We start from the raw sequence: 18,519 nt of genomic DNA, 5'->3' as shown, positions 1-18,519 counted from the left end.
AAAAGTACTCGTTTTTTTTCAAAATTCAGGTGTTATTATTTGATAATAAAAATACGAAAAATAGTATTAAAAAACAATTAAAAACACTTGCTAATTCAGCAAAAAACTCTTAACTTAATGACATTGTACTCTCGTCTTGCCACTCCTTACCGTTGTACTTATAATTATAACTAACAACAATACCAATACCATTCCCAAAACCCTAAAAATACAAAAAATCCCGACGAATCGGGATTTTCTTATAAATTTATATTTGAAATATTATTTCAATTTTTTCTTGATTGCTACTTCGTGGAAAGCTTCAATAACATCGTATTCTTCAATATCATTAAATCCTTTAATTTGGATACCACAATCGTAACCTTTGGTAACTTCTTTAACATCGTCTTTGAAACGTTTCAAGGCCACCAATTCTCCTTCGTGAACTACCACTCCGGCTCTGATAACTCTGATTTTTGCCTGACGGGTAATTTTACCATCAGTAACCATACATCCAGCAATAGAACCTACTTTAGAAATTTTGAAAATTTCTCTAATCTCTGCAGTACCTAACACTTCCTCTTTCATTTCCGGAGCAAGCATTCCTTCCATTGCATCTTTCAAGTCGTCAATAGCCGCGTAGATGATTGAGTAGTAACGGATATCAATTTCTTCTTTATCAGCAAGCTGTCTTGCATTTCCGGCAGGACGAACGTTAAATCCGATAATGATTGCATCTGAAGCAGAAGCCAACATAACGTCAGTTTCAGTAATTGCTCCAACTCCTTTATGAATGATATTAATTTGAATTTCTTCAGTTGACAATTTAGAGAACGAATCAGATAATGCCTCAACAGAACCATCCACGTCTCCTTTAAGGATTACGTTCAATTCTTTAAATTGACCTAACGCAATACGACGACCAATTTCGTCAAGAGTAATATGACGTTGTGTACGTACTGATTGCTCACGCATTAATTGAGAACGTTTAGCAGCAATTTGTTTTGCTTCTTTCTCGTCTTCAAAAACATTGAATTTATCTCCGGCTGTAGGAGCTCCATCTAAACCTAAAATAGATACCGGTGTTGACGGACCTGCAACAGTAACAATGTTACCACGCTCATCGTGCATTGCTTTTACCTTACCATGGTGTTTACCTGCTAACAGGTAATCTCCAATTTTTAAAGTTCCGTGTTGCACCATAATAGTAGAAACATATCCTTTTCCTTTATCTAAATATGCTTCAACAACAGCACCCTGAGCTGACTTATTAGGATTTGATTTTAAATCTAAAATTTCAGCCTCTAACAATACTTTCTCCAAAAGATCTTTTACCCCAAGACCTGTCTTAGCAGAAATATCATGAGATTGGATTTTTCCTCCCCATTCCTCGATAAGCAAATTCATACCAGCTAATCTTTCTTTAATCTTATCCGGATTTGCGTTTGGCTTATCTATTTTATTGATTGCAAAGATAATTGGCACCCCAGCCGCCTGAGCGTGAGAGATAGCCTCTTTGGTTTGTGGCATGATATCATCATCGGCAGCAATTACGATAATAACAATATCGGTAAGTTGTGCTCCACGTGCACGCATTGCGGTAAACGCCTCGTGACCCGGTGTATCTAAGAATGCAATTTTTTGACCATTCTCTAATTTCACCCCGTAAGCACCGATGTGTTGTGTAATTCCTCCTGACTCACCAGCAATAACATTTTCTTTACGAATATAATCCAGCAAAGAGGTTTTACCGTGGTCAACGTGTCCCATTACCGTAACAATAGGCGCTCTGTTTACCAAGTCTTCTTCTTTATCTTCAACTACCTCAATAGCTTCTTCGATATCTACAGTAATAAACTCAACATCATAACCAAATTCGTCAGCAACAATAGTTAATGTTTCTGCATCCAAACGCTGGTTCATGGTAACCATGATTCCAAGAGACATACAAGTTCCAATAACCTTAGTAATTGGCACATCCATCATGATAGCAATTTCACCTACAGTTACAAACTCGGTTACTTTAAGAATTTTACTTTCTTCGTCTAAAGCTCTTTGTTCATCATCTGATTTCTGACGGTGAGTATCTCTTTTATCTCTTCTGTATTTAGCAGCCTTAGATTTCCCTCCTTTTTTACCCTGAAGTTTCTCTAAAGTCTCTCTAATTTGATTTTTAACTTCCTCTTCTGTTGGCTCAACTTTAGCCACAATAGCAGGACGATTTCCTTTTACAAATCCAGGTCTGGCACCTCTGTCTCCTCTGTTAGCATTAAATCCACCACCAGTATTAGGTGTTATTTTATTTGGATTTGGAGTCCCGGGAGTTCTGGGAGCATTTGATGTATTTGGAGCCGCAGGAGTTCCTGGTTTAGGCGCAATTCTCTTACGCTTATTTTTATTTGCATTAGCTCCGGGAGCACCAGGAGTACCCGGCTTATTTGCTGTAATTTTAGGATCTTCTTTTTTCTTTTTAGGCTTATTGAATTGCGATAAATCAATAGTCTGACCAGTTAATTTAGCTCCTGAAAGTTTTTGATATTGCGTAGCAATTGCCTCCTCAACCGGTGCTTCATCGGTTTTTACAACCTCTTTTTCAACCTTAGCTACTTCTTTAGGCTGAGGCGCTGCAACAACTTGCTTCTCCTCTTTTTTAGGTTCTTCCTTAGGTGCTACATTTTCAACAACAGTCTTACTAGCTTCGGCAACGATAGGTTTTTCTACTTTTTTGTCTGATTCGATTTTCTCTGGAGCACTAGTTTTAGGAGCCGGTTTGTCTTCTACAACTTCAGGTTTAGGAGCTACTACTTTCTCCTCTACAGGGGCAGCAGCAGGTTTTGCAGGATTCAAATCAATTTTTCCAACTTGAACAGGACCTGAAATTACAGCTCTTGCCTTAATTACTTCCTGTTGTTGTCTTTGTAATTCTTCCTCTTGCTTACGCTTATCTTCCGCCTCTCTATCACGCTCAATACGCAATGCTTCTTTTTCTTTCCTTTTCTCTTCGCTTACTTCTTTAGAAGCCTCTTTTTTCCCTCTGTCACCCGCAAACTGACCGCACAAGACATCGTACACTTCATTAGAAATTTTTGTGTTTGGATTGGACTCTATCGCAATCCCTTTATCTTTAAGATAATCCACAGCTCTTTCTAAAGAAATATTCAATTCCCTTAAAACTTTGTTTATTCTTATTACTCTCTCTTCAGACATATAACCTTTTTAATATTACCTATTTTCGTTGTGTTGTTAGAAGTACATAGGACTAACTATCGAATTCTTCTTTCAATATTTTCATTACATCCAGAATTGTTTCCTCCTCTAAATCTGTTCTTCTTACTAAATCTTCTACATCATGTTTCAAGATACTTTTAGCAGTATCTAATCCAATTTTCGCAAATTCTTCGATAATCCACTCGTCTATTTCATCTGAAAACTCTGTTAATTCAACATCATCTTCATCTGCTGTAGTTCCTTCAACATCTCCTTCTCTGATAACATCCAACTCATAACCCGTTAATAAACCGGCTAATTTAATGTTGTGTCCTCCTCTACCAATTGCTTTTGAAACCTCTTCTAATTTCAGGAATACCTCAGCTCTTTTAGCTTCTTCATTGATTTTAATCGAAGAAACCTTTGCAGGACTCAATGCTCTTGTAATAAACAGTTGAATATTATTAGTATAATTAATAACATCAATGTTTTCATTACCTAACTCACGTACAATTCCGTGAATACGAGAACCTTTCATCCCCACACAAGCCCCTACCGGGTCAATTCTGTCATCATAAGAATCCACCGCTACTTTTGCTTTTTCACCCGGAATTCTCACTACTTTTTTGATCATGATTAAACCGTCAAAAACTTCCGGAATTTCCTGTTCAAATAATTTTTCCAAGAACTTCTCAGAAGTTCTGGACATAATAATTTGAGGTTTATTTCCTTTTAATTCAACGCTTTCAATAATTCCGCGAACGTTATCTCCTTTACGGAAAAAATCTGATGGAATTTGTTTTTCTTTTGGCAAAACAATTTCATTTCCTTCATCATCAACAAGAATAACAACTCTTGGTCTTACATGGTGTACTTCGGCGGTGTATATATCACCTATTAAATCTTTAAATTGCTTATAAAGATTTGTATTATCGTGTTCATGAATTTTAGAAATCAAATTTTGACGCAAAGCCAAAATAGCTCTTCTTCCTAAATCAATCAATTTTACCTCTTCAGAAACTTCTTCTCCAATTTCAAAATCAGCTTCGATTTTTCTAGCCTCGGTTAAAGTAATCTCTTCATTTTCGAAATCTAAATCTTCATCAGCAACAATTACTCTTCTTCTCCAAATTTCCATATCTCCTTTATCAGGATTGATAATGATATCGAAATTATCATCTGAACCGTATTTTTTCTTCAATGCATTTCTAAATACATCTTCTAAAATTGCCATAAGCGTTACACGATCAATAAGTTTATCATCTTTAAACTCTGAAAATGAATCGATTAATGCTAAATTTTCCATGCGAATTCTTTAATTAAAATGTTACTGTAACAACTGCCTCTTTAATTTCTGTATAAGGTATTTGTTGTTCTTTCTGTACTGTTTCTTTTCCTTTTCCTACTTTTTTAGGCTCTCTTGCTTTCCAAGACAAAATTATGAAATCTTCATTAGCATCAACTAATTCAGCTTCAATTTTTTCAGTATTTGTAGTCACAATCAGGGTTCTGCCAATATTCTTCACATACTGACGAACCATTTTTAACGGAGATCCCACACCTACTGAAGCTACTTCTAAAGAATAATCCTGTTCTTCTCTATCCAGCTTACTCTCTATTGCCCGACTTACATCAATACAGTCCTGCAAAATTACACCATTATCATCATCTAAGGTTATCATAACTTTAAATGCGTCAGTAATAGTTAAATCAATCAAAAAAAGCGTAGGTCTATCTTCAAGAGCCTCCACTAACAACGTATTTACTTTCTCTTTAAATGTCATATTTTTTATAAAAAGAGGGGACATTTAGTCCCCTCATTATCTAGATTTTAATAAATAACGGCACAAATATAGTGTTTATTTTTATAAACCAAAAATAATTGATTGCTGTAAAATTATTCCTTACCTTTATTATTACTTTAAAAACCAAATCCTAACCTCCTCCAAAGAACAAAACCATGAAACGAATTCTTGTCCCTACCGATTTCTCAACACGAGCCGAAAACGCTCTAAAAGTAGCCGCTCAAATAGCCCGAAAGAACAATTGCGAAATTCATCTTTTACACATGCTTGAAATTCCAAGTCAAATGAATGACGCTATAACCGGCGGAGCTGCAATACCGGAAATCATGCTGTTTTTACAAAAAGCAAAAGAAACAATGCAGTTCATTAAAGAAAAAAACTACCTTAAAGAACTCACCGTAATTGATTTTATTCAGCTGGAAAAAGCCTCTCACGGAATCCTTTCCTTCATCAATAAAGAAGAAATTGACTTAGTTGTAATGGGTTCCAATGGCGTATCAGGAATCGAAGAACTCATATTAGGCTCAAATACCGAAAAAGTAGTCCGATTATCCCCAGCACCTGTAATTGTTATTAAGGAAGAAATCAACAACTTCAACCCTGAAAACATTGTTTTTGCTTCCGATTTTTCAGAAGAGATAAGAAAACCGTTTCAAAAAATCCTGGATTTCGCTAATTCTTTTGACGCTAAACTAAATCTGGTAACTGTATGTACTCCAAACAGCTTTAAAACAACAGCCATTGCCAACAAAATTGCAAAAAAGTTCATCAGCGAATTTGAAATAAAAAATTACTCATTCAATATCTACAATGACGTAAACATAGAAAAAGGCATTATCCATTTTGCCAAAGACATAAATGCCGATTTAATCAGCCTCTGCACACACGGAAGAACTGGTCTCTCTCATTTTTTCACCGGAAGCATCAGTGAAGATTTAGCCAATCACGCCTCCAAACCACTCTTAGTATTAAAAATATAAAACGAAAGTTTAATGCATAAAAAAAGTCCCGATTTTATCGGGACTTTTATGTTGGTCTACTAGGACTCGAACCTAGAAAGACTGCACCAAAAACAGTTGTGTTACCATTACACCATAGACCAGCAGTGCTTTATTGCGAGTGCAAATTTACAACGTTTTTCAGTTTACGCAAATTTTTTTTGATATTTTTTCGAAAAAAAATTCACAAAATCAAAATCTACCTCAAAATCAACACCTTAAAAAACCTAATTGTTTTGTAGAAAATTTTGTTAATGCCTATAACCTTAAGTAAAAAAACATTTTCTTTGTAACTCGAAAAAATTAACTAAATTTTACTACATGAACAAGGAGTCTTTCAATTTCAAAAAATGGAATACTATCATAGGATGGATTGCTTTTGGAATCGCATTAATAACCTATTCTCTTACTGTTGAACCTACAATGAGCTTTTGGGACTGTGGGGAATATATAGCCACAGCAGCAAAACTAGAGGTAGGTCACCCACCGGGAGCTCCGTTATTCCAAATGATTGGCGCCTTTTTTGCAATGTTTGCTGCCAGTGCACAACATGTTGCGTTAATGGTCAACATGACTTCTGTTTTCTCCAGTGCTTTTACTATTCTTTTTATGTTTTGGTCCTCTACCATGATTTTGAGAAAAATTGTAAATAAGGATGAAGAAGCCAACAAAAGTAATGACATTGCAATTCTGGGAAGTTCACTTGTAGGTGCTTTAGCTTATACTTTTTCCGATAGTTTTTGGTACAACGCCGTGGAAGCCGAAGTTTACGCCATGGCATCCCTGCTTATTGCTTTACTTTTCTGGCTTGGATTGCGTTGGGAGCAAGACATGGATAAACCAAGAGGCAACAAATGGCTACTAATTATCTGTTTAGTAACCGGTTTATCGTTTGGTGTACACTTTATGGCATTATTAACTATCCCGGCAATAGGGTTTCTGTATTATTTTAAAAATTACAAAACCATAACCATTAAGAACTTTATTATTGCCAATGTAGTAGTTGTATCTGTTTTGTTATTTATTTTCAAATTACTACTCCCTTTAACCATGGCATTTTTTGCCAAAACAGAAGTTTTTACCGTTAACAGCCTTGGAATGCCTTTTGATTCAGGAACCATACTTGCTGCCTTAGCATTAATTGCTGCTTTTTATTTTGGATTAAAATACACCAAAAACAAAGGTTTAATAACTTACAACACCTTAATACTTTGCATATTATTTATACTAATTGGTTTCTCAACCTGGTTAATGTTGCCAATTCGCGCCAATGCCAATGTCATTATTAACGAAAACAGACCTTCGGATGCCCGAGAAGTATTAGCGTATTACAACCGCGAACAATACGGCTCCAACCCATTGTTTTACGGACCTCAATACACCGAAGCCTTTGCAGGACTAGACCCTGAAAATCCTTATCGTGACAAAGCTCCTAACTACGAGAGAGATTACAAAACAGGAAAATATGTTATTGTAAATAATTATAAAAACGCCGAACAAAACAGTGATGACGCTCAAAAATCGTTTTTACCAAGAATGTGGAGCACAAGTAATATTGAAAATTATATCAATTTTACAAACCCTCCACAATTTAGCATCAACCCAAACTATCCTTATGAAAATGATTTAGCCAGATATGGAGTGGATGCGAGCAAACTTTCTGAAGAAGATTACAACCGTGCCATTGCTCAATTAAAGAATGAGGTAGAAAAAACAATCACTGAATTCAGGCAAGCTTATGCTCAAAAACAAATAGACAACGAAGGCTATGTAAAATTCTTAAGAAGCTACAGCGATTACCTAATCATTGAAAAACCTACCATGACTGACAATCTTAGTTTCATGGTCGAATATCAATTTGGTTACATGTATTGGAGATATTTAATGTGGAATTTCGTAGGCCGTCAAAGCGACAACCAGGGAAGATACGACAATCAGGACGGAAACTGGCTAAGCGGAATACCATTTATAGATGAGATTCATTTAGGTTCTCAGGACAATCTGCCTACCGATGCCTTAAACAATAAAGGCCGTAATGTTTATTATTTCATTCCTTTTATTCTGGGACTTATCGGACTAATGCACCATGCCAGCAAAAACTTAAAAAGCTTTTATGTTTTAACTATTTTATTTCTTTTTACAGGAATAGCATTAAAAATCTACTTAAACGAAAGACCTTTTGAACCACGAGAAAGAGACTACGCCTTAGTAGGCTCCTTCTATGTTTTTGCCATCTGGATTGGATTAGGCGTTTATTCATTATACGAAAGCGCCAAAAAATATCTAAACCCAAAAATTGCCGGACCGGTTATCATAGCAGCTTCTTTATTGACAGCTCCTGTATTAATGGCTGCACAAAACTGGGACGACCACGACCGTTCAGATAAATACACGGCTCTTGCTATGGCTAAAGCCTACTTAAACTCTTGCGACAAGGATGCTATTTTATTTACCATTGGAGACAATGACACTTTCCCTTTATGGTATGCTCAGGAAATTGAAGGTATCAGAACTGACATAAAAATTGTCAACACTAGTCTTTTTATGACAGACTGGTACATTGACCAAATGAAATCAAAAACCTATGAATCAGAACCACTCCCTATTTCGTTTACTCACGATCAATATGTAGGTGATAAACTGGATTATGTAGTAAGTATTCCAAAAATAAAAAGCCGATGGACTGTAAAAAGTTTTATGGATTTTATAAAACACCCTAAATCTACTGTTGATATGCAGAACGGACAAACCATCCATTTCTACCCAACAAATCAGGTTAGAATTCCGGTGGACAAAAACGCTATCATCAAAAGCAAAATGGTTGCAGAGAAAGATTACGATTCTATCGTTCCTTATATTGATATTGACATCCAAGGAAGTGCCTTATACAAAAACCGACTGATGATGCTGGATTTAGTTGCTAACAACAACTGGAAAAGACCAATCTATTTTAGCGGCGGGGCTTTTGAAGACGAAGAATATTTATGGATGAAAGACTACCTGCAACTTGACGGTATGGTTTACAAATTAGTCCCTGTAAAAACTACCATTCCTAAAGACGGAAACCCTATGGAAATGGGACAAATTGATGCTGATAAAATGTACAACATCATCATGAAATGGGATTGGGGCAATAGCGATGGTGATATATACCACGATCCGGAAACCCGTAGAGAAAGTATCACCTACAGAACCAATCTTTCTCGATTGACAGATCAATTAATTAAAGAAAATAAAATAGACAAGGCTAAAAAAGTAATCAATCTGGCTATGCAAAAAATGCCAATTGACAAATTTGGCTACTATTCTTTACTGGAACCATTTGCAAATAACTATTACCAGGTAGGTGAAAAAGCAAAAGCACATGAACTACTTACTAAATTAATAGGCAAGTACAAAGAAAATCTAAATTACTACAGCAAAATGAGCGCTTCTGACCAATCGGACATAGCGATAGATATTGTTACTGATATTGAGCGATACAGAGCCTTACTGGACGTAATGAAGAAAAATAACGACACTGCTTTCTTCCAAAAAAACCGGACAACTTTCAATACTTATATTGATATTTTCGAACGTTTTGGACGTGATAAAGAATAACAAACAATTTATTTTATAAAAAAATGCAGCAATCCCAACACAAAAGGATTGCTACATTTTTTTATCTTTAATATCAAACAAAACTCAAATGAAACCCTACTGGATTAAAACCAACCCTATCATCAAAATGATATTTTCTAATTTCATTTGGGACATTCCTAATAACGAAAAGAAAATCTACCTCACTTTTGATGATGGTCCCACACCCGAAATCACCAATTGGGTTTTGAATCAATTAGAACAATACAATGCCAAAGCCACTTTTTTTTGCATCGGCAAAAACATTGCAGCAAATCCCGAAATCTTTAATCAAATCCTTGAAAAAGGACACAGCATAGGCAACCACACCTACAATCACCTGAATGGATGGAAAACCACATCTCAAGAATATTTAGAAAATATTGAAGCCTGCGAAACTGCTATTTCAAATCTGAAGTCTGAAATCAAAGATCTAAAATCTAAAATCTTCAGACCTCCTTATGGAAAAGTAAAAGTCGCCCAAGCTAAAAAGCTCAGACAACAAGGCTATAAGATAATCATGTGGGATGTTTTGAGTGCCGATTTTGACCAAAACATTTCTAAAGAAAAATGCTTAAACAATGTATTATCTAACACTACATCGGGAAGCATCATAGTATTTCACGACAGTGTAAAAGCATTTAAAAATCTGGAATATGTACTCCCTAAAGCACTCCGGTATTTAACGGAGAATCACTTTTTATTCGAAGCTATAAAAGACTAAACCAGCAATTCCTGCACAATGGTAATCAAAGAATTAGCATCTAATTCTCCTGATTTTCTCCAAACCATCTGACCGTCTTTATACACCATCAAAGTAGGCAAACCTTTAATTCGTAATGCGTCAGCAAGCTCTTGATTTTTATCAACATCAATTTTTATCACCTTTGCTTTATCTCCTAAGGCAGCTGCAACATCTCTAATCACCTCGTGCATAGCAACAGAAGATTCATTCCAGTCTGTGTAAAAATCAATCAACACAGGCACTTTTGCACTTATAAGTTCTCCAAATTTTGACATAAACCAACGAATTATTTTTTTTAAATCTAATAAAAAATCGCGTTTCTTTGATACAAATGTAGCATTTTTAACGAATTATGCTACTTTCTCTCCTTTTTTTAGTTCAATAACTGTAATTTCAGGCATAATTCCTACTCTGCCAGGGTAAGCATGAAAGCCAAAACCCCTATTTACATACACATAACGCCCTAAATGCTCATACAAACCAGCCCATTGTGCATAGACATATTGTGCCAAACTCCACTTGAAATAACCCGGAATCTCTATACCAAACTGCATTCCGTGTGTGTGTCCTGAAAAAGTTAAATGAAAATTCTTTTGGTGATTTTTAACTTCATGATCCCAATGGCTCGGGTCGTGACTCATCAAAATTTTAAAATCTTTGTCGTTCAAAGCCTCAGATGCCTTGTTCAAATCGCCTGCTTTCTTAAAATTATGCCCCCAGTTTTCAACTCCCACAACAGCTATTCTATCTTCTCCTTTTTTAATAATGGTATGTTCATTTAGCAATAAACTAAAACCAATCTGACCGTACAAATCTTTAATCTCTTTGAAATTTTGACTTTTTTCAGATTCCGAAGGCCAAGCCACATATTCGCCATAATCATGATTCCCCAAAACCGAAAACTTACCATATTGCGGTTTTTTAATTCGATTAAAAGTTTCAATCCAAGGGTGCATCTCCTTAGCATGCGTATTCACAATATCACCGGTAAACAAAATCATATCCGAATTTTGCTCATTAATCAAATCAATAGCATAATTAATCTTCTCCGGATTATCAAAACTTCCCGAATGCACATCCGAAATTTGAGTAATCGTAAAACCATCAAAAGCATCGGGCAAATCAGGAAAAAAGATACGCTGTTTGATTACCTTATAATTGTATTTTCCAATGGTTACACCATAAAGTAATGACAAGAACGGAATGGCAGCCAGACCTAATCCAATTTGGCTAACAAATTTTCGCCTGGAATCCAGAAAACTCTCATTGTCATTTTCTGTAAAATAATTAAGCACTCCCGCTCCTATTCTAAAAACATCTTCCAGTAACAACACAACGGCTAACACCATCTTAGGCAGATAAACCACCAGCATTAACCCCATTGTAAACAGTGTAAACTTAGTTTGCCCCACCGAACGGTCAAAGCTAAAAAAACCATAAACGATATAAACCAAAATAGCCAAACTCAGCAAACTATAACCGACTAAAAACCATTTATCCTTAACGTTAGTCTTAACAGCCTGAAAAGCATAGACTTCAACAACTAACAATACAATAATAAAAAACAACAACCTAAACCCCATTGTAATACATTTTTACACAAAATAACAACATCTACCGCTTAATTAAGAACAACTTAATTAAATTTTAACGGAATCCTGATGTTTTATTGAAACAACTCAGCCCTAAAATAATTATTACAACAAACCAAACCTGAAAGGTTTTGAAAACCTTTCAGGTTTAACATTTAATCTATCAATTACTTTTGTAAGAATATTTTAATATATTTGAAATTAAAAAAGCTTACTCAAATAGATTTTAACCGAACTGACTTAATATGTTATTTCATGAAAACTCTTTAAAAAAATAATAAATATTTTTTTTTAAAATTTGAATCTTAAAATCAAATGAAATTTTACTCTAGAAACCAACTTGGAATAATATTTATCATAATTGTTGGAATATTTTATTCATTTTATCTCGACAATGTATACTATGAAACAATTAAAATGAATGAGGAAAACGAATATATTGTAATTCAACAAAACTGCAATTATTCACCAAAAATGAGTTCGAGCATTTTCATAAAGAAAAACAATAAACAATACTCTGTAAAACTTGACAAAAAAACTTGTGAAAAATATCCAAAAAACAGTAAAATAAAAGTTTTCTACAATAATAATACTGACAAATTCATTTATAAAGTAGAAAATCACAACGGAAAAAACAGACTTACACTTTTAATAATTATTTTACTAATTTCTTTCCTACCTTGGAGTTTATGGATTTCAAAACTTGAAAAAAACAGCGAAAAACATTCGTTAACCGCAATTATTAATTTTCTAACTGGCGCTGGATTTCATCAAGTTCCTACTTTCCTGAAAAAAACAAAGCGTTTGCAACGCGGGTTCTACACAAAAACTTTGTTTTAGCACTTTTACCCAATCTTTGCGGAGCTACTTGATGAGATTTCTCCTCCGTCGAAATGACAAGATTGATAAAAATCGCTACATAACTATGTAAACAAAACATTATCGCTTTAAAGTTTCGCCCGTCCTTAACTTCCGCAGTCGAGTGTCAAATGTTTGAAGAATATGTAAAAAGAAAAGCTGTTTGAGCGAAGCGAGTTTCTTTTCTTTTAATATTCGAAAACTAATTTGACCGACGAGGAAGTGTAAGACTTGATTTTTTTGTTTCTTTTTTGATCAAGCAAAAAAGAAAGAGCTATTTGACAAGATTGAAAAAAAAAAAAAAAAAAAAAAAAAAAAATACTTATACACGGATAAACCAATCCCAACAAAGCAATTAGAAATAATCATAAAGTAAATTGAATTCTATATTTTTACATTTTAAATTCAATTTACACTTCAATGTCACAAAAACGTCTTTTTCTACTCGATGCCTATGCTTTAATTTTTAGAGGGTATTATGCCTTTATTAAAAATCCAAGAATCAACTCTAAGGGCATGGACACATCGGCCATTATGGGATTTATGAATTCGCTGATGGATGTGATTAAGCGTGAAAAACCAGACCATTTGGCGGTGGCTTTTGACAAAGGCGGCAGCGATTTACGCAACGAATTGTTTCCTGAATACAAAGCCAATCGCGATGCTACACCCGAAGCCATCAAAATTGCCGTTCCTTATATCCAGGCCTTATTGAACGCTATGCATATTCCTATTATTGAAGTTCCGGGTTATGAAGCCGACGATTTAATTGGAACGATTGCCAAACAAGCCGAAAAACAAAACTATAAGGTGTACATGATGACACCTGATAAGGATTTTGCCCAATTGGTTTCGGAAAATATTTTCATGTACAAACCCGCCCGTATGGGTAACGGAATCGAAATTTGGGGAATCCCTGAAGTATTGGAAAAATTCGAAATCCAAAGACCGGAGCAAGTGATTGACTATCTGGGAATGATGGGCGACTCGGCCGATAATATCCCTGGACTACCAGGTGTAGGCGAAAAAACAGCTAAAAAATTCCTTGCTGAATATGGCTCTATCGAAAATTTATTGGCTAACACGCACCAACTAAAAGGAGCAATCAAAGACAAAATTGAAGCAAATGCTGAACTGGGATTACTGTCTAAAAAACTGGCGACTATTCTACTGGATTGCCCGGTAACTTTTTGTGAAAAAGATTATGAACTTTCAAAGCCTGATGTAGAAAAAACAGATGCTTTGTTCAACGAACTCGAATTCAGAAGAATGGCGGAACAATTTGATGCTATTTTCAAAAATCCATCCCAAGCTCCCCAAAATGAAGGAGCTCCAGTTGACGAAGCGAAACTATATAAAAAACCGCAGCCTAAAAACGAAGATCAGTTTGATTTATTTTCGGCTACCACTCCGGCACAAGACACTGAAGTGGCACACACACAATTTTACAACACACTTGAAAACACACCGCATTCGTACCAGATTATTCAGGGCGATTTAGGCGTTAGATTATTATTGCAAAATTTACAAAAACAAACTTCGGTATGTTTTGATACCGAAACTACTGGTTTAGATGCTTTGCATGCGGAATTAGTCGGAATGTCATTCTCTTACGAAAAAGGAAAAGGGTTCTACGTTCCGTTTCCGGAAAATCAGGACGAAGCCAAAGCTTTGGCAGAAAAATTCATTCCGTTTTTCGAAAATGCTGAAATTGAAAAAATTGGTCAAAACATCAAATACGATTTAAAAATACTGACTAATTACGGCATTCGCGTAGCCGGAAAATTATTCGATACCATGATTGCGCATTATTTGATTAATCCCGATATGCGTCATAATATGGATATTTTATCAGAGACTTATTTGAAATATTCACCTAAATCCATCGAAGATTTAATTGGCAAAAAAGGAAAAAATCAAAAATCGATGCGCGAGGTCGAGCTGGAAGATATCAAAGAATATGCTGCCGAAGATGCCGATGTCACTTTTCAATTGAAAGAATTATTTGCTGTAGAACTGGAAAAAACAGCCACGCAAAAACTATTTGACGAAATCGAAATTCCGCTTGTTCCTGTTCTTGCAGCTATGGAAACCGAAGGCATCAAACTTGACGTTCCGTTTTTGAAAAGCATGTCAGTTGAAATGGCTGCCGAGAGTAATGCTTTGGAACAAAAAATATATGAAACTGCCGGTGAAAAATTCAATCTGGCTTCGCCAAAACAACTCGGTGATATTTTATTTGACAAATTGAAAATTGGCGGTGCTAAACAAAAGAAAACCAAAACAGGACAATATGCTACTGGCGAAGAAGTCCTGAGTTATCTTGCCAATGACAACGAAATTGTACGTGACATTCTGGAATGGCGCCAAATGGTAAAATTACAAAGTACTTATATTGATGCTTTACCGAACCAGGTTGACACCAAAACAGGACGCGTGCATACCGATTATATGCAAACCGTAGCGGCAACAGGACGTTTGAGTTCGAACAATCCGAACTTACAAAACATTCCTATTCGTACCGAAAGAGGTAGATTAATTCGTAAAGCTTTTATAGCCCGTGATGAAAATTACACTCTGGTTTCTGCCGATTACTCTCAAATAGAATTGCGTGTGATTGCTGCGCTAAGTGGTGAAGAAAACATGATTAAGGCTTTCCAAAACAATGAAGACATTCACAAATCGACTGCTTCTAAGGTTTTCAACGTTCCATTAGAAGAAGTAACCCGCGAACAACGTAGTCATGCTAAAACGGTGAACTTCGGAATTATTTATGGGGTTTCAGCTTTTGGACTTTCAAACCAAACGAATCTTTCGCGTTCTGAAAGTGCCGATTTGATTGAGGCTTATTACAAAACCTACCCAAGATTAAAATCGTTTATTAATGAACAAATTGATTTTGCCCGAGATCATGGTTATGTACAAACTATTCTAGGTCGTCGTCGTTATTTAAAAGACATCAATTCGCAAAACGCCGTGGTCCGCGGTGGTGCAGAACGTAATGCTGTGAATGCTCCTATTCAAGGTTCAGCTGCGGATATTATCAAAATTGCAATGATTAACATTCATAACAAATTAATTACTGAAAACTGGAAATCAAAAATGTTATTGCAGGTACATGATGAACTTGTGTTTGACGTACACAATGATGAACTGGAAAAAATCCAACCAATGATTAAAGCCGAAATGGAAAATGCTTTTAAACTGGAAGTTCCTTTGGTTGTCGATTTAGGAATGGGTAAAGACTGGCTGGAAGCGCATTAATATTTTAGATTGCAGAATTTAGAATGCAGTAGCAGTAATCCGGAATAGACTTTATTTCACTAAGAGGTACAAAAATATGCGAAATTTAGTGCACTTTTGTACCTCTTTGAGTATCTTCGTTAAGCCTATTCCTATTACAGAATGCAAGCTAACATTAGCAATCCTAAATTTATGAAGAAAATAATCCTGTGTTTTTTTGTATTTCAATCCATATTGGTGTTTTGTCAAAATCAAAGCTATTATTTAGAAGGTACTTTGGCAAAAAGTAAAATCTATATGAGTATAAATCTATTTGGCTCTACTACCGAGGAACCTAATACCAATGCTATTTATTTTTACCAAAACTCATTAAAAGACATTCCGCTAGAAGGATCTTTTAAGAACAATGAATTCACTTTAACAGTAAAGCACAATGATACAATCAGAGAAAAATTTATTCTAAAAAAAGTAGCTAACAATAATTTTGAAGGAATCTGGAGGGATGCCAAAGGAAAATCCTTTACCGTCAAGCTTTCTCCAATTGATTTTACCAATTACAAATCTGACTTATCAGAAAACTATATTGATGAAAAATTAAATCTTGTAAAATCGAAATTCCTTGAATTCAAGAAACAAAAAACTACTACTTATAAAAACAAAGTAATAGAGTGGTATTCAGAAAAACATTGTGATGCTCCCTTCTTTAGATTAGGAGATAATTTCCCAGAAAACAACAGAAAAGCAGTCAATCCAGTTTTAGAAAAAATACATATTGAAAATATCCTAGACCAATTAAATTGTTCATCGAGTTTTGAATATAATACTGGAGAAGGTATAGCTTATGAAACCTCTTTAACTTTTTTAAACAGCAATTTATTAGGATTTAAAACAAGCATGAATTGGTTTTGCGGAGGGGCTTATCCTGATTATACAACTAGAGGTTTTTTAATTGATTTAAATACAGGGAAAAATTATGAAATAGATGATATAATCGCTTTTGACAAAAGTGTAACAACTGAAAAAGAAAGTGGTTTTGACAGCTACTCGAAGTACAGACATGATTATTTTGCACCTAAACTATTTTCCATAGTAAATGCTCAACAATATTTTAAAAAACCAAAAGATAATGAAGAAGAGCCTTGTGACATGACTGATTTGAACCGTTGGGATTTTTTAACTTGGATTTACTCTGAAAAAGGTATCGAATTTACCCCCTCTTTTCCACATGCAATGAAGGGATCTTGCGAAGAAACTTTCTTAGTTTCGTTTGAAAAATTGAAAAAATATAAAAATCCTAAATTTAAATACAGCTTTAATTAGAACATAAAAACATTCAAAACAAAAAATCCATTCTTATTTATTTTTAAGAATGGATTTTTTTTTCGTTTTAGAAGATTCTCTTTCTTTTAGATTGGTTTTGATAACCACCGTTTGATAAGGCAATTCGTTTTCTCCATCGGCTTCTAAACGCTGGATTAGTAATTTGGCAGCTACTTCGCCAATTTCTACTCCATGCTGACTTACAGTACTCAAACTTGGTGTTAATCTTCTGGAAGCTAAAATTCCGTCAGCAAAACCAATGATGGATAACTCTTCAGGTATTTTATAGCCTTTTTTGATTCCGATTTTTAATGCTGCAACCGAATCACGTTCGTCTAAAGCAAAAACACCATCGATTGTATTGTTTTCGAAAACAGCTTCAATTTTTTTCTTCATATCATCTTCTGAATTGGTACGAAGAATAATATTTTCGTTTACCGAAATTCCATTATCGGCCAGAGCTTTCAAATAACCTTCGGTTCTTAGTTTCCCAACACTTAAATCATCTACCGAAGAAATCAATGCAATGTTTTTACACCCCGTATCGATTAATCTTTGCGTTACATTCAATGCCGAATCATAGTCATCTACCACTACTTTATCGCATTCGACTTCTTCAGCAATGCGGTCAAACATTACAATTGGCGTTCCTTCATTAATAATATCGGTAAAATGAGAGTAATCCTGGAGTTTTTGAGCTTCCTGTGAAACCGACAAGATAAAACCATCAGTAGTTCCATTGCTCAACATTTCTAAAGTATTGATTTCTTTTACTATCGATTCATTCGAAATACAGGTAATTACATTATACCCTTTTTCGTCAGCTACTTTTTCAATACCGCTAAATACTTTGGCAAAAAAAGAATTCAAAATATTCGGGATAATCACCCCTATGGTTTTAGTTTTTCTGTTTTTTAAATTCAAACCTATAATATTAGGCTTGTAATTTTTGAGTTTAGCATACTCTTTAATCTTAACCTTAGTCTGACTACTAATCTCCGGACTATCATTCAGTGCTTTAGAAACCGTAGAAACAGAAACATTAAGTTCTTTGGCAATTTGTTTAAGTGTAGCTTTAACTTTCATATTAATAATATTGTCTTCGTTTTTAGAATAGATGCAATTAATAAAAAACACCGGATTAACTCTAAAAA

Annotated in this window: 11 protein-coding genes and 1 tRNA gene; 5 read left to right on the top strand and 7 right to left on the bottom strand. The window is 34.9% G+C overall.

Features of this window, described 5'->3' with window-relative positions; translation table 11 throughout:
• Positions 1-261: 261 nt before the first annotated feature.
• Genes infB through rimP form a run of 3 tightly spaced genes read right to left on the bottom strand, consistent with a single transcriptional unit; the run spans position 262 to position 4,970 of the window.
• On the bottom strand, positions 262-3,186 hold the full coding sequence (infB, locus tag FDM27_RS06840; RefSeq protein WP_071184722.1) for a translation initiation factor IF-2: 2,925 nt from the start codon (positions 3,184-3,186) through the stop codon (positions 262-264).
• A 52-nt stretch (positions 3,187-3,238) separates the two neighbouring features.
• Positions 3,239-4,492, bottom strand: a complete 1,254-nt coding sequence (nusA, locus tag FDM27_RS06835; protein WP_071184721.1) for a transcription termination factor NusA — start codon at positions 4,490-4,492, stop codon at positions 3,239-3,241.
• Positions 4,493-4,505: 13 nt separating this feature from the next.
• Positions 4,506-4,970, bottom strand: a complete 465-nt coding sequence (gene rimP / locus FDM27_RS06830; RefSeq protein WP_140485697.1) for a ribosome assembly cofactor RimP — start codon at positions 4,968-4,970, stop codon at positions 4,506-4,508.
• Positions 4,971-5,146: 176 nt separating this feature from the next.
• Between rimP and FDM27_RS06825 the strand changes: the two genes are divergently transcribed.
• Complete coding sequence (locus FDM27_RS06825) at positions 5,147-5,971, top strand: universal stress protein (protein ID WP_140485696.1); 825 nt, start codon at positions 5,147-5,149, stop codon at positions 5,969-5,971.
• A gap of 51 nt (positions 5,972-6,022) precedes the next feature.
• On the opposite strand, the gene FDM27_RS06820 is transcribed toward FDM27_RS06825, so the two are convergent.
• Positions 6,023-6,093, bottom strand: a tRNA-Gln gene (locus tag FDM27_RS06820).
• A gap of 217 nt (positions 6,094-6,310) precedes the next feature.
• Here FDM27_RS06820 and FDM27_RS06815 point away from each other — a divergent pair.
• Together FDM27_RS06815 and FDM27_RS06810 are read left to right on the top strand one after the other, a co-directional pair.
• Entirely contained in the window at positions 6,311-9,589 is a 3,279-nt protein-coding gene (locus tag FDM27_RS06815; protein WP_140485695.1) for a DUF2723 domain-containing protein, read from the top strand.
• Positions 9,590-9,677: 88 nt separating this feature from the next.
• On the top strand, positions 9,678-10,331 hold the full coding sequence (locus FDM27_RS06810) for a polysaccharide deacetylase family protein (protein WP_140485694.1): 654 nt from the start codon (positions 9,678-9,680) through the stop codon (positions 10,329-10,331).
• Here FDM27_RS06810 and FDM27_RS06805 read toward each other — a convergent pair.
• Together FDM27_RS06805 and FDM27_RS06800 are read right to left on the bottom strand one after the other, a co-directional pair.
• The gene (locus tag FDM27_RS06805; RefSeq protein ID WP_071184716.1) at positions 10,328-10,627 is read right to left on the bottom strand and encodes a thioredoxin family protein; all 300 of its coding nucleotides are present in this window, start codon (positions 10,625-10,627) and stop codon (positions 10,328-10,330) included. The genes FDM27_RS06810 and FDM27_RS06805 overlap by 4 nt on opposite strands.
• A gap of 75 nt (positions 10,628-10,702) precedes the next feature.
• On the bottom strand, positions 10,703-11,935 hold the full coding sequence (locus FDM27_RS06800) for a metallophosphoesterase (protein ID WP_140485693.1): 1,233 nt from the start codon (positions 11,933-11,935) through the stop codon (positions 10,703-10,705).
• A gap of 1,287 nt (positions 11,936-13,222) precedes the next feature.
• On the opposite strand from FDM27_RS06800, the gene polA reads away from it, so the two are divergent.
• Together polA and FDM27_RS06790 are read left to right on the top strand one after the other, a co-directional pair.
• The gene (gene polA / locus FDM27_RS06795; protein ID WP_140485692.1) at positions 13,223-16,066 is read left to right on the top strand and encodes a DNA polymerase I; all 2,844 of its coding nucleotides are present in this window, start codon (positions 13,223-13,225) and stop codon (positions 16,064-16,066) included.
• Positions 16,067-16,342: 276 nt separating this feature from the next.
• Complete coding sequence (locus FDM27_RS06790; protein ID WP_255510497.1) at positions 16,343-17,365, top strand: hypothetical protein; 1,023 nt, start codon at positions 16,343-16,345, stop codon at positions 17,363-17,365.
• Between the two features lie 33 nt (positions 17,366-17,398).
• Here FDM27_RS06790 and FDM27_RS06785 read toward each other — a convergent pair whose 3' ends face one another.
• Complete coding sequence (locus FDM27_RS06785) at positions 17,399-18,451, bottom strand: LacI family DNA-binding transcriptional regulator (protein WP_140485690.1); 1,053 nt, start codon at positions 18,449-18,451, stop codon at positions 17,399-17,401.
• Positions 18,452-18,519: the final 68 nt, after the last annotated feature.

It is taken from the genome of Flavobacterium sp. GSA192, assembly GCF_006386525.1.
GTDB lineage: Bacteria > Bacteroidota > Bacteroidia > Flavobacteriales > Flavobacteriaceae > Flavobacterium > Flavobacterium commune.
Note: the sequence above shows the minus strand (reverse complement) of the source record. Positions and strands in the feature narration are given on the sequence as shown.

Excerpts from the sequence above, each read along its gene's own strand:
- FDM27_RS06800 (WP_140485693.1), bottom strand. The coding sequence starts at position 11,935 with ATGGGGTTTAGGTTGTTGTTTTTTATTATTGTATTGTTAGTTGTTGAA.
- nusA (WP_071184721.1), bottom strand. The coding sequence starts at position 4,492 with ATGGAAAATTTAGCATTAATCGATTCATTTTCAGAGTTTAAAGATGAT.
- infB (WP_071184722.1), bottom strand. The coding sequence starts at position 3,186 with ATGTCTGAAGAGAGAGTAATAAGAATAAACAAAGTTTTAAGGGAATTG.
- FDM27_RS06785 (WP_140485690.1), bottom strand. The coding sequence starts at position 18,451 with ATGAAAGTTAAAGCTACACTTAAACAAATTGCCAAAGAACTTAATGTT.
- FDM27_RS06825 (WP_140485696.1), top strand. The coding sequence starts at position 5,147 with ATGAAACGAATTCTTGTCCCTACCGATTTCTCAACACGAGCCGAAAAC.
- FDM27_RS06790 (WP_255510497.1), top strand. The coding sequence starts at position 16,343 with ATGAGTATAAATCTATTTGGCTCTACTACCGAGGAACCTAATACCAAT.
- FDM27_RS06815 (WP_140485695.1), top strand. The coding sequence starts at position 6,311 with ATGAACAAGGAGTCTTTCAATTTCAAAAAATGGAATACTATCATAGGA.
- FDM27_RS06805 (WP_071184716.1), bottom strand. The coding sequence starts at position 10,627 with ATGTCAAAATTTGGAGAACTTATAAGTGCAAAAGTGCCTGTGTTGATT.
- polA (WP_140485692.1), top strand. The coding sequence starts at position 13,223 with ATGTCACAAAAACGTCTTTTTCTACTCGATGCCTATGCTTTAATTTTT.
- FDM27_RS06810 (WP_140485694.1), top strand. The coding sequence starts at position 9,678 with ATGAAACCCTACTGGATTAAAACCAACCCTATCATCAAAATGATATTT.
- rimP (WP_140485697.1), bottom strand. The coding sequence starts at position 4,970 with ATGACATTTAAAGAGAAAGTAAATACGTTGTTAGTGGAGGCTCTTGAA.